We start from the raw sequence: 12,159 nt of genomic DNA, 5'->3' as shown, positions 1-12,159 counted from the left end.
AATTAAAAATATAAACAAAATGACAAATATAAAACCCTCAACTAACAACCAACAACCAACAACAAAAATTTTGGTATTTGATAATTACGACAGCTTCACCTACAATCTCGTTCAGATGATTGAGCAAATTACAAATCAAAAGGTTGATGTTTACCGAAACGATGAAATTTCACTCGAAGAAATTGAGAAATACGACAAAATCATTCTTTCACCAGGACCAGGAATTCCTGAAGAAGCTGGAATTTTATTGGATTTAATTAAAAAATATGCTCCTACAAAATCTATTCTTGGCGTTTGTCTTGGGCAACAAGCGATTGCAGAAGCGTTTGGCGGAAGTTTAATTAATCTCACTGAAATTTATCACGGTGTTGCTACGGAAGCAATTCAAATCAGTGAGCATAAACTTTTCAATGATTTACCGCAGACTTTAGAAGTTGGGCGATATCACAGTTGGGCAGTTAATCCTGAAAACTTTCCTGATGAATTGGAAATTACCAGTACAGACAGCAAAGGAATGATTATGAGCCTGAAACACAAAACATATGATGTTCATGGCGTTCAATACCACCCTGAAAGTATTTTAACACCCGATGGAAAGAAAATTATTGAAAATTTTCTTCTCAATGGTTAATTATAAATTATTAATTGTTAATGACTAAAAACCAATCAAATTAATCATTAACAATTAACCATTAACAACTAAAAATGAAAGAAATATTAGAATACCTATTTAATCATCACACTTTGTCAAAATCGCAGGCAAAAGCTATTATGATTGAGATAGCTCAAAATAAATTTAACGCAACTGAAGTCACAGCTTTTATCAGTATTTTTCTGATGCGAAATATTACCTTAGAAGAATTGAAAGGTTTCAGAGAAGCACTTCTTCAAATGGCTGTTCCGGTTAATTTGAACACCAATGGCAGTATTGATATCGTGGGAACAGGTGGTGACGGAAAAAATACCATCAACATTTCTACTTTGGCAAGTTTTGTAGTTGCTGGTACAGGACAAAAAGTGACCAAACACGGAAACTACGGAGCATCAACGGTTACAGGTTCATCGAATGTTTTAGAAGCTTTAGGCTATCAGTTCAAAAAAACTTCAGACGAACTCAATCAAGATTTGGAAAAAGCAAATATTTGTTTTCTTCACGCTCCTTATTTTCATCCTGCATTGCAATCTGTCGGAGCTTTACGTAAATCCTTAGGTTTACGAACTTTTTTCAATCTGCTTGGTCCGTTGGTAAATCCAGCAAAACCACAATTTTCGGTAATTGGAGTTTACAATCTGGAAATCGCAAGAATATATCAGTATTTGTTGCAGCAAGAAAATCAGGATTTTGTTTTAGTTCATGGAATGGATGGATACGACGAAATAAGCCTTACTCAAGACAGCAAAATCATTACAAAAAGCGGTGAAAACATTTATTCGGCAGAAGATTTAGGATTTAAATCCGTTGATTCTGAAAATATAAAAGCTGGAGAAACCATCGAAGAAACGGCACAAATTTTTAAAAATATATTGGAAGGAAACGGCACGGACTCACAAAACGCAGTTGTTTTAGTCAATGCAGCGGTTGCGTTGCATCACACAAAGAAATTTGGGACGTATGAGGATTGTTTGGCTTTAGTGAAAGAAAGTTTATTTGAAGGAAAAGCGCTGAAGTCGCTTCGCTCAATTATTAATGATTAATTGTTAATGATTAACTATACAGTATTATTAAAATTTACAATTGATAATTATTAAAAATGAACATTTTAGACAAAATCATAGAAAGAAAAAGGCAGGAAGTTAAAGATTCAAAATCTAAAATCTCTGTGGAACAACTTAAAGATTCCGAATTTTTCAACCGAGAAACTTTTTCGTTAAAAGAAACGATTAAAACAAAATCCGGAATTATTGCTGAATATAAAAGACAATCGCCTTCAAAAGGGATTATTAATAATCAAATTTCGCCTTTAGAAGTAACTTCAGCGTATGAAAAATTTGGGGCAAGTGCAATTTCCATTCTTACCGACAAAGATTTTTTCGGTGGAAGTTTTAATGATATTTTAAGCGTAAGAAATCATATCCAAATTCCGATTTTGCGAAAAGATTTTATGATTGATGAATATCAGTTTTATGAAGCAAAGTCAATTGGAGCTGATGTTATTTTGTTGATTGCAGCTTGTCTTTCGCCACAACAAGTTTCAGAGTTTACCGATTTGGCTCATCAATTAAATTTAGAGGTTTTATTGGAAATTCATACTGAGGAAGAACTCAAACATATTAACAAAAACATCGATTTTGTAGGAATTAATAACAGAAACTTAAAAGATTTCAAAGTTGATTTACAACATTCTGTAAACCTAAAAAATCAGCTTCCAGAAAATATTTTATCGATTGCAGAAAGCGGAATTTATAACGAAGAAGATTTCAGATTCTTAAAAGAAAAAGGATTTGACGGTTTTTTGATGGGCGAATATTTTATGAAAAATGAAAATCCGGGAAATAAATTCAGAGAATTTGTTTCTAATGTAACAATATAACAGTTTAGCAATGATTGAAAGCCAACAACCATCAACCAACAACCGTCAACCAAAGCTAAAAGTTTGTGGTTTGACACAGCTCAATCAAATTCGTGAATTAGTGGCATTAAAAATTGATTTTCTTGGCTTTATTTTCTACGAAAAATCACCAAGATACGTTTTGAATTATTTGAGTTTAAAAGAAATTGCTGAAATTCCACATTTTAGAAAAGTTGGCGTTTTTGTAAATGAAAGCATTAAAGCAATTGTGGAAATCACTTCAGAAGCTCAGCTTGATATGATTCAATTACACGGAGATGAAGATGAAAAATTCATATTGCAATTAAGACAATTAATAGGCGAAAACATTAAAATTATCAACGTTATTAGAATTGGCAACCAATCTTCTGATGAATTACAAAAAACCATCAACCAACAACCATCAACTATCAACTATCTCCTTTTCGACACCGATTCTATAGCGTTCGGCGGAACAGGAAAAACATTCAATTGGAATATTTTGAACGACATAGAGATTCCACTTCCTTATTTTTTAAGCGGCGGAATTTCTTTAGAAAATGTTGAAAATTTGAAAAAAATTGTCAAAGTTAATCTGCATGAAAATAAAACTTTGACAAAGTTAAAACAACCATTCGCCCTCGATATCAATTCAAAATTTGAAATTGAACCTGGAATTAAAGATGTAGAAAAAATAAAAGAATTTAAAGATTCAATAAAGAACGAGTCCTGAAAGGACGATTTAGCACAGAATCGGATGCAAATCCGATTACAATAATCGGAACACAAAAAAACATGTCACAATCATTAGTTAAAAATTACATCCATATTGTTTTTAGTACAAAACATCGCGAAGATTTTATTGATGAAAACATAGAAAAAGAATTGTTCTCATACATTGCCACGCTATGTAAAGATTCTGAAAGCACGGCATTGCAAATTGGAGGTACAGATAATCATATACATATTCTTTGTTTACTTTCAAAAAAGATAGCTTTAATGAAATTGGTGCAGGAAATAAAAGCGCATTCATCAAAATGGATAAAAACGAAAGGTAAAAAGTATGAAAATTTCTTTTGGCAAGATGGTTATGGTGCTTTTTCCGTAAGTCCAAATAATATTTTCCCAGTGACGAGTTATATTAAAAATCAAAGAGAACATCATAGAGAATTTGATTTCAAAACAGAAGTCATTAATTATTATAAAAAATACCAAATTGAATATGATGAAAAATATCTTTGGGATTAATTTTGTTCATCATACGTTAGATTGGACTTCATCCAATCCTTTATTAAATCGTCCTTTCAGGACTTAAAAAAATGAAAAATGAAAAATCATCAATACAAATCAAAAATAGAATGGACAGGAAATACCGGTGAGTCCACAAAAAATTACCGTTCCTATGAAAGAAGCTATATCATTTCGGTGGATGGAAAAGCAGAAATCGAAGGTTCTTCTGACCCTGCGTTTTTAGGGAATCCGGCGCTTCATAATCCTGAAGATTTGTTGCTAGCTTCTGTTTCTTCTTGTCATCTTTTGTGGTATTTACATTTTTGTTCGGTCAATAAAATTTTAGTTTTGGAGTATCTTGATTTTGCTGAAGGAACAATGATAGAAAGCGAAAACGGAAGTGGAAAATTTACAGAAATCATCCTAAAACCCCAAATTTTGGTTTCGGAAAAAGATATGGTCGAAAAAGCAATCGAACTTCATCAAAATGCAAATGAATATTGTTTCATTGCCAACTCATTAAATTTTAAAGTAAAACATCAACCCGAAATCAAGTATAAAAATGATTAAAACAAATTATAAAAATCCAGATGAACAAGGCTATTACGGAGAATTCGGTGGTGCTTTTATTCCCGAAATGCTGTTTCCGAATGTAGAAGAATTGCAAAAAAACTATCTGCAAATTATTGAATCTGAAGAATTTCAGAATGAGTATCAAGATTTGCTGAAAAACTATGTAGGTCGTGCTACTCCGCTGTATTTAGCGAAAAATTTAAGTAAAAAATATAAAACGAATATTTATTTAAAAAGAGAAGACCTCAACCATACCGGAGCACATAAAATTAACAATGCTTTGGGGCAAGTTTTATTGACAAAACGTTTGGGAAAACACAGAATCATTGCCGAAACCGGAGCCGGACAACACGGTGTAGCAACCGCAACAGCTTGTGCTTTGCTTGGTTTAGAATGTATCGTTTACATGGGCGAAATCGACATTGCAAGACAAGCTCCGAATGTGGCAAGAATGAAAATGTTGGGAGCAACCGTTATTCCTGCAACTTCTGGTTCAAAAACTTTGAAAGATGCAGTGAATGAAGCTTTACGAGACTGGATTAATAATTCTACAACCACTCATTACGTTATTGGAAGTGTGGTTGGTCCGCATCCGTTTCCTGATTTGGTGGCAAGATTTCAGTCGGTAATTTCTAAAGAAATTAAAGAGCAACTTAACGAACAAATCGGGCGTTCAACTCCTGATTATGTCATCGCATGTGTAGGCGGTGGAAGTAATGCTGCAGGAACTTTCTATCATTTTGTAGAAGAAGAAAATGTGAAAATTATTGCCGCAGAAGCAGGAGGTTTTGGCATAGATTCCGGAAAATCTGCTGCAACGACTTTTCTCGGAACTTTGGGTGTTTTACACGGCAGCAAAAGTTTGGTTATGCAAACTGAAGACGGACAGGTTATTGAGCCACATTCTATTTCTGCAGGTTTAGATTACCCTGGAATTGGGCCTTTTCATGCGCATTTATTTAAAGAAAACCGTGCTGAATTTTTTAGCATTAATGATGATGAAGCCTTACAGTCTGCCTTTGATTTAACTAAACTGGAAGGAATTATTCCAGCTTTGGAAAGCGCTCATGCTTTGGCGGTTTTAGATAAAAAGAAATTTAACGAAACTGATATTGTTGTCATTTGTCTTTCTGGTCGTGGTGATAAGGATATGGAAACGTATCTTTCTAAATTATAAATGGTTAATTATCAATGATAAATTAATTTTTATGGCGACAAATTCCGTCTGTAGTTTATCCTGAGCTTATCGAAGGGCTCCCACTCTTTTTTATTTTTTGTCATCCTGAGCTGAGTCGAGGGACAAAAAATAAAAAAGGAGTTCCGCTCAAAGAGTTTATGCTGAGCTTGTCGAAGTGGGTCGCAATTTCGTCAACAATTATAAAATTTTTCAAAAAAATCCTGAAAGGACGGCTTAACAAAGGATAGGATAAAATCCTATCAAACCAATATAAAAAGAAACATATGTCTCAAAATAATATCCAACCTAAACTCCTCAACATCTACTTCACCGCAGGAATTCCGCAATTGGAAAATACGGCTGAAATTATAAAACTTATTCAAGATTCCGGAGCCGATATGATGGAAATCGGAATGCCTTATTCTGACCCTGTTGCAGATGGACCAGTCATTCAAAAAGCTCATGAACTGGCTTTGAACAACGGAATGACCATTTCAACTTTGCTTTCTCAGTTGAAATCTGTTAAAAATGAAATAACAATTCCAATTATTTTAATGGGATATATCAATCCGGTATTGAGTTTCGGATTTGAAAAATTTTGCGCAGCATGTTCGGAAAGTGGAGTTTCAGGTTTAATTATTCCTGATTTACCACCGATTGAATTTGAAAAAAACTATCAGCAAATTTTAAAAAAATATAATTTGAATTTTACGTTTTTGGTAACTCCTGAAACTTCAGATGAGAGAATGTTATATTTGGATTCATTAAGTTCAGGCTTTTTGTATGCTGTAAGCTCCTCATCCACAACAGGAAACGAAAATGCTGTTTTAAAAAACGAAGACTACCTTTCCAGAGTAGCCTCTCTCCCACTGAAAAATCCTGTAATGATAGGTTTTGGAATTAAATCTAAAGAAGATTTTGAAAATGTTACCCAAAAAGCAGACGGTGGAATCATCGGCACCGCCTTCGTTAACATCTTGCTCAACGATAAAGATTGGAGAATAAAAGCCATAGATTTTATTAATTCTATAAAAAATTAAAAATCACTAAATTTGTTCGTTAACAAAAAGTATGAATACACATCAGAATAAAGTCGTAGAATTTGAAGATTTAGGTATCAAAGAATATCAACCTTCTTGGGATTATCAGGAAAAACTGATGAAAGATATTATTGATATTAAAGTTAAAAACAGAGATCTCCCTGCGGAGCAACATCTTACAACGCCCAATCATTTTCTTTTGGTAGAACATCCTCACGTTTATACACTCGGTAAAAGCGGTCATGAAGAAAATATGCTTGCCGGAATCGATAAATTAAAAGAGATAGATGCCACTTTTGTAAAAGTAAATCGTGGCGGAGATATTACCTATCACGGTTACGGACAAATCGTAGGTTATCCGGTTTTAGATTTAGAAAATTTCTTCACAGACATTCACAAATACATGAGAAATCTTGAGGAAGTGATTATCAGAACTATTGCCGAATACGGATTAAATGGTGAGCGTTCTCCCGGAGAAACCGGAGTTTGGCTGGATGTGGGAAAACCTTACGCGAGAAAAATCTGCGCCATGGGCGTAAAAGCTTCCCGTTGGGTTACTTTGCACGGTTTTGCCTTAAACATTAATACTGATATGCGTTACTTTGAATATATTATTCCTTGCGGTATTAAAGACAAACAGGTGACATCTCTGAAAAGAGAGCTTGAAAGAGACCTTACTCCTGAAGAAATGGAAGATATTAAAGCTAAAATCAGAAAGCATTTTGCAGATGTTTTTGAAGCTGAGTTGGTAGTGAAAGCTTAATTAAATACTTTAATAATATAAAATCTGTTTCTTTTGGGAGCAGATTTTTTTCATTTTATTCTGATTTAAATTCATAGATCTAATTTTAGAAAATATATTTTTGATTTCTATAAATTAACATTAACTATGCGTCCCGCTAGTACCAACATCTCGCTCGTACTCTAAAAAATCCATAAGCAACAAAAATAATTTTAAACAAACCTCGCACCCAAGCGAGGTTTTCCCATTAAAAAAACTCAATCCTAACCCTTCATCCACATCCAAAAAAAATCTACATTTGTTACACTAACAATTTAAACACAAATGACTTATGGCATCAACCACAGAAACGGGTCATGCAAAAAACATTGCAAACCTTCAGACCTTAATCGAATTTGTAATTGGCTACGGCACTTCGTACAATCCCTCAAATCCCAACTTACAATTACCTGCACTCACCGTATTAAAAGAATCTGCTGACTTTACTTTGGCGGATGTTTTATCTAAAAACACAGTTTACAATGGAAAAGTAAGTGAAAGACAGGAAGCTTTCAGCGGCATTAAAACGATGACAACAAGATTCATCAATGTGATACAGGCTTCAAGTGCATCGGAAGGAAGAAGCAAAAATCCACAATCGAAAATTACAAGGCAAAAGAGCATCCACTCCATAGACGCCCACCAATCCCGACGAACCCGCTCCATCGAGATTTACTATTAATAGAAAAAAATAAAGTGACCAAAAAGAAAAAGATGATAGCCAAAAAGTTATGAGAAGTTTTAATAAATCAAATTTTCAGTTTGAGATTAATAAAATAGATACCTTAGCAATTATTTTGATACACACCACTTTTATGAGAATAAAGAATTATTCACCTCCATTGATGCTAAATATTAAGAATGAAAAATGAAATTAGAAAATGTGAAGAATGCCAAAGCGAATATTTTTCTACGACATCCAAAATGTCTAATCTTTGTCCTGAATGTTCACATATACTGTATAATTACGAAAATTGCACTCACGTTTTTGAAAATAAAAGATGCATAAAATGTTATTGGAACGGTAATACAACCGAGTATCTGAAAAAACGAAAGCTAGAGAAAACAAGCGAAAGTAAGCAATAAGCATTACAAGTTTTTTGTCTGTAAATTCTCGAGACTTCAAATTTATCTTAATATAAATAATTTCTTCACCATAAATAAAATCCCTCTCATCACTGAAAGGGATTTATTATATTTAAAAAAATTAATAATCTGGAAATCATTAGAGAAAAAGTGAGGAGTTTTGGATTTTAAAAGCTAGAGAAAATTTCTACTGATTACACAGTTAATAAAATTAAAGGAAATACTGTAAGTTATACTTTGAAACAAATGTATATGAAAAATATAATGGTATCGAACAATTAATAATTAGCCAATCTACAGGATATGGTGGCAATTCTGTGTTTATTTACAAATTGGAAAATCATTTTAGAATAGAAATTAAAGATTCTTCTGATAACACAAGAGCTAATACGATAATACTTCATAAAGATTAATTTTAGGGTAATATTCTGATGTTGTTATTCTGATTAATAATTAACAAAAAAACCTGCACGAGACAGGTTTTTTTCAGACATTGATAAAAAGTAAATTATTCTTTAATAAATTTTTTGCTTACATTTTCTCTACCTCCAGTTAAATTAAGAAAATAGGTTCCTTTTTTAAGGTTGTCGGTATTTATTTTTGTTGTCAGTCCTTCTAATTTCTGAGTTTGAATGGTTCTCCCTACCATATCAGTAATTGTGACCTCCATAGACGGTGTAAAATAATCAAGTTTTAAAGTAACATTGTCTTTTGCCGGATTAGGGAAAACATTAACTGTTGTAACATCTTTTGCAATTTCATTAGTGGCCAAATTATCCGGAGCAAGTTTCACGATCCAAACATCCTCTCCTCCATGATTTCCTGTCACATCGCCATTGTTTGAATTTGAACTTCCTGCAATAACGTAACCGCCATCCGTAGTTTGAATAACAGAGTTACCATGATCACTACCTGACCCACCCAGACTTTTATTCCATTGAATACTTCCTGCGGAATTTAATTTTACGGCCCAACAATCATAAGAAAAAGGACCTTCTCCGACACCGCCTGAAGAAGGATGATGTCCTGTTACCTGTCCGTCATTAGAAGCAGAACTTCCTACAACTAAATATCCTCCATCGGCAGTTTGAATAATAGAAGACCCCTGATCTGCTGAACTTCCTCCTAAAGCTTTTTGCCATTGAAGATCTCCCGTTGAATTTACTTTTACGATCCAATAATCATCAATTCCATGATTTCCTGATACATCGCCATCATTAGAATTCGTCGAACCCGCTAAAATAAAGCCTCCATCTGAAGTTTTTATAATAGATGCCGGTAATTCTTGATACACTCCTCCGAACGATTTCTTCCAATAAATAACGCCCCCATCAGTATTTAATTTTAAAATCCAATAATCTTTCCCCCCATGATTTCCTGTTACATCACCATTATTGTTTTCTGCATATCCTGCTACTACATATCCCCCATCACTAGTTTGAACAATAGAAGATGCTCTGTCGTCTCCTGTTCCGCCAAAGTTTTTTTTCCATTGAACATCCCCATCAGAATTTACTTTTACAATCCAGTAATCCACATAGCCATTATTTCCCGGTACATCACCATTATTTGAAGAAGAGTTTCCTGCAAATATATATCCGCCATCTGTCGTAGGAATAATTTCACTGATAACTTCATAATCTGTTCCGCCCAAAGTTTTTTTCCAAAAAACAACTCCGGCATCAGAATTTATTTTTAAGATCCAGCCATCTGAATTTCCGTGATTTCCTGTTACATCTCCATTGTTTGAATTAGTACTTCCAGCAACCACATATCCATCGTCAGCAGTTTGAATAATAGAAGTTGCAAAGTCACTTGCTGTTCCCCCAAAAGATTTTTGCCATGAAAGATTTCCTGCTGGATTTAGTTTTGTTAGCCAGTAATCCTGATTTCCATGATTTCCTGTTACATCTCCATTATTTGAATTAGAAGTTCCGGCAACCATAAAACCGCCATCAGCAGTTTGAATAATGGAACTTGCGTATTCATCACCTGTTCCTCCTAAAGATTTTTGCCATTCTATGGCTGGAGCTTGTGCATAACTTAGTCCTGAAAAAAGAATACCTACACATACAGGTATTGTTTTTTTGTAATTGAATTTCATCGTTTTTTGTTTGTAAAATTTAAAGATACCAAGGTAATATTTTATTGTTAAAGTTAGCTTAATTAATAATTTTCAAAATATAATTTTCAAAAAAACCAATAAAAACATTGTTAAACAACTGAAAAACAACCAATTAAATAAAATGATTTCATTACTTATTTTTATAAAATATTGGATATTTATTCATTAAATGATGATTTTTTTTGAAAAATTATCGAAGGATTTCTTTTTGAGTAATAAACTAAAAAGTAAAGCAAGAATGTTAATCTCGGACTTCATCACTATTACAATTCTTTTTCATTTGAGCGGTTTTCTCATTTCGAGAATTTCTATATCTATTACAAAGAGTTCAATAAGAAAACTGAAATAAAGACAAACGAAGCAGTTTCACTTATTTTCTAAAGACAAAGATTTAAAATATACAATGGGTTTAGTCAGATTAATCTCTGAAAGGGATTCATTATATCTAAAAAACTCAATTACATATAAGCTTAAATCTGCTCACAAGTACAAACTAAGTTTCTATTTCCGTAAGCTTCATCAACTCTAGAAACCGAAGTAAAGAATTTGTGATCTATCACTTGCTGTAAATAACAAGCTAAGTCCTATATAACGTGTGTTTTATCCCAATAATCAGAAAATAATTGATTATAAAAAAGATTCAGTTAAAATAAGCTTTATATTTGTTCAAAACAAGAACACAATGCCTTACATTATTTATAGAATTTTATTCAATCAAATATTGACAGAAGCTATAAATCATTAAAAATAGTTTACTACCATAAAGATTGCTGATTTTCTATAGATATACTTGGTGAAAAACTAATATTATCATGAAAAAATCAAAATCATCTTTGTATCAAGCTGCTACAGAAGTTTGGGGTAAAGTTATTAAAACTGATACACCTTACGTGAAAGATTTGGAGTTAACATTAGAACTTCATAAGAGATTATTAAACATTTTTCAAACCGGTCGCCATTACTATATGATTTTTAATATATGCGAGATGGAATTAGAATTCATCAGCCCCAATATTAAAGATGTTCTTGGATATGAACCTAGCGAAATAAATGCTTCTTTTTTTCTGGATCAGATTCATCCAGATGACAAACCTTATTTTTTGAATTTCGAAAATAAGTTGACCGATTTTTTTGATAAGTTACCATTAGAAAAAAGAGGCAGCTACAAATTTCAGCACGATTACAGAATACGGAATAAAAACCAAAACTATATACGCCTACTCCATCAGATTGTTGCCATAGAATTTGATGAAAACAACTATTACAGAAGCCTAGTTTTACATACAGATATCACGCATATTAAAAAATCAGGCATCCCATGTTTTTCTATTATTGGCTTTGATGATGAGCCCTCTTACTATAATGTAGAGATTACCGAACCCCTCACCAAATCGTTTGATCTATTTACCAAAAGAGAAAAAGAAATTCTGAAATGCATTGTAGAAGGCAAAAACAGCAAAACAATCGCTGAAGAATTATTTATAAGCCTGAATACGGTAAATAATCATCGGAAAAACATTCTTTGCAAGGCTGAAGTGCACACTCCACTAGAATTACTCAGCAAATCGATAAAAGAAGGATGGATTTAGAAATTAAAAAATAGCTATTAATAGCTATTT

The 12,159-nt window shown here is 32.9% G+C and carries 13 protein-coding genes; 12 read left to right on the top strand and 1 reads right to left on the bottom strand.

The features are described 5' to 3' along the window. Positions 1-19: 19 nt before the first annotated feature. From LO744_RS08185 to LO744_RS08135, 11 genes are all read left to right on the top strand, one after another. Positions 20-631, top strand: coding sequence for an anthranilate synthase component II (locus LO744_RS08185; RefSeq protein ID WP_230668601.1), 612 nt, complete (start codon positions 20-22; stop codon positions 629-631). A gap of 74 nt (positions 632-705) precedes the next feature. Further along, positions 706-1,695: an anthranilate phosphoribosyltransferase gene (gene trpD / locus LO744_RS08180; protein ID WP_230668600.1), complete on the top strand. Its 990-nt coding sequence runs from the start codon at positions 706-708 to the stop codon at positions 1,693-1,695. Positions 1,696-1,751: 56 nt separating this feature from the next. After that, positions 1,752-2,531, top strand: coding sequence for an indole-3-glycerol phosphate synthase TrpC (gene trpC, locus LO744_RS08175; RefSeq protein ID WP_230668599.1), 780 nt, complete (start codon positions 1,752-1,754; stop codon positions 2,529-2,531). Between the two features lie 10 nt (positions 2,532-2,541). Beyond that, positions 2,542-3,261 (top strand): phosphoribosylanthranilate isomerase, encoded by a 720-nt coding sequence (locus LO744_RS08170; protein ID WP_230668598.1) that lies wholly within the window; start codon positions 2,542-2,544, stop codon positions 3,259-3,261. Between the two features lie 62 nt (positions 3,262-3,323). Continuing rightward, on the top strand, positions 3,324-3,776 hold the full coding sequence (gene tnpA, locus LO744_RS08165; RefSeq protein ID WP_230668597.1) for an IS200/IS605 family transposase: 453 nt from the start codon (positions 3,324-3,326) through the stop codon (positions 3,774-3,776). A gap of 78 nt (positions 3,777-3,854) precedes the next feature. Continuing rightward, a complete protein-coding gene (locus LO744_RS08160) occupies positions 3,855-4,328 on the top strand; it encodes an OsmC family protein (RefSeq protein ID WP_230668596.1) in 474 nt (157 codons plus the stop codon). After that, positions 4,321-5,508: a tryptophan synthase subunit beta gene (gene trpB / locus LO744_RS08155; RefSeq protein WP_230668595.1), complete on the top strand. Its 1,188-nt coding sequence runs from the start codon at positions 4,321-4,323 to the stop codon at positions 5,506-5,508. Before LO744_RS08160 ends, trpB begins: the two co-directional genes overlap by 8 nt. Before the next feature lie 284 nt (positions 5,509-5,792). Further along, complete coding sequence (trpA, locus tag LO744_RS08150; RefSeq protein ID WP_230668594.1) at positions 5,793-6,548, top strand: tryptophan synthase subunit alpha; 756 nt, start codon at positions 5,793-5,795, stop codon at positions 6,546-6,548. A 31-nt stretch (positions 6,549-6,579) separates the two neighbouring features. Beyond that, the gene (gene lipB / locus LO744_RS08145) at positions 6,580-7,311 is read left to right on the top strand and encodes a lipoyl(octanoyl) transferase LipB (protein WP_230668593.1); all 732 of its coding nucleotides are present in this window, start codon (positions 6,580-6,582) and stop codon (positions 7,309-7,311) included. A gap of 310 nt (positions 7,312-7,621) precedes the next feature. Further along, positions 7,622-8,011, top strand: coding sequence for a hypothetical protein (locus LO744_RS08140; protein WP_230668592.1), 390 nt, complete (start codon positions 7,622-7,624; stop codon positions 8,009-8,011). Positions 8,012-8,190: 179 nt separating this feature from the next. Next, on the top strand, positions 8,191-8,415 hold the full coding sequence (locus tag LO744_RS08135) for a hypothetical protein (RefSeq protein ID WP_230668591.1): 225 nt from the start codon (positions 8,191-8,193) through the stop codon (positions 8,413-8,415). 508 nt (positions 8,416-8,923) lie between these two features. On the opposite strand, the gene LO744_RS08130 is transcribed toward LO744_RS08135, so the two are convergent. After that, positions 8,924-10,519 (bottom strand): T9SS type A sorting domain-containing protein, encoded by a 1,596-nt coding sequence (locus tag LO744_RS08130; RefSeq protein ID WP_230668590.1) that lies wholly within the window; start codon positions 10,517-10,519, stop codon positions 8,924-8,926. An 833-nt stretch (positions 10,520-11,352) separates the two neighbouring features. Between LO744_RS08130 and LO744_RS08125 the strand changes: the two genes are divergently transcribed. After that, complete coding sequence (locus tag LO744_RS08125) at positions 11,353-12,129, top strand: LuxR C-terminal-related transcriptional regulator (RefSeq protein WP_230668589.1); 777 nt, start codon at positions 11,353-11,355, stop codon at positions 12,127-12,129. Positions 12,130-12,159 lie beyond the last annotated feature (30 nt).

The organism is Chryseobacterium turcicum (assembly GCF_021010565.1).
In the GTDB taxonomy this organism is placed as follows: Bacteria; Bacteroidota; Bacteroidia; order Flavobacteriales; family Weeksellaceae; genus Chryseobacterium; species Chryseobacterium turcicum.
Note: the sequence above shows the minus strand (reverse complement) of the source record. Positions and strands in the feature narration are given on the sequence as shown.

Excerpts from the sequence above, each read along its gene's own strand:
- LO744_RS08185 (WP_230668601.1), top strand. The coding sequence starts at position 20 with ATGACAAATATAAAACCCTCAACTAACAACCAACAACCAACAACAAAA.
- trpD (WP_230668600.1), top strand. The coding sequence starts at position 706 with ATGAAAGAAATATTAGAATACCTATTTAATCATCACACTTTGTCAAAA.
- trpC (WP_230668599.1), top strand. The coding sequence starts at position 1,752 with ATGAACATTTTAGACAAAATCATAGAAAGAAAAAGGCAGGAAGTTAAA.
- LO744_RS08170 (WP_230668598.1), top strand. The coding sequence starts at position 2,542 with ATGATTGAAAGCCAACAACCATCAACCAACAACCGTCAACCAAAGCTA.
- tnpA (WP_230668597.1), top strand. The coding sequence starts at position 3,324 with ATGTCACAATCATTAGTTAAAAATTACATCCATATTGTTTTTAGTACA.
- LO744_RS08160 (WP_230668596.1), top strand. The coding sequence starts at position 3,855 with ATGAAAAATCATCAATACAAATCAAAAATAGAATGGACAGGAAATACC.
- trpB (WP_230668595.1), top strand. The coding sequence starts at position 4,321 with ATGATTAAAACAAATTATAAAAATCCAGATGAACAAGGCTATTACGGA.
- trpA (WP_230668594.1), top strand. The coding sequence starts at position 5,793 with ATGTCTCAAAATAATATCCAACCTAAACTCCTCAACATCTACTTCACC.
- lipB (WP_230668593.1), top strand. The coding sequence starts at position 6,580 with ATGAATACACATCAGAATAAAGTCGTAGAATTTGAAGATTTAGGTATC.
- LO744_RS08140 (WP_230668592.1), top strand. The coding sequence starts at position 7,622 with ATGGCATCAACCACAGAAACGGGTCATGCAAAAAACATTGCAAACCTT.
- LO744_RS08135 (WP_230668591.1), top strand. The coding sequence starts at position 8,191 with ATGAAAAATGAAATTAGAAAATGTGAAGAATGCCAAAGCGAATATTTT.
- LO744_RS08130 (WP_230668590.1), bottom strand. The coding sequence starts at position 10,519 with ATGAAATTCAATTACAAAAAAACAATACCTGTATGTGTAGGTATTCTT.
- LO744_RS08125 (WP_230668589.1), top strand. The coding sequence starts at position 11,353 with ATGAAAAAATCAAAATCATCTTTGTATCAAGCTGCTACAGAAGTTTGG.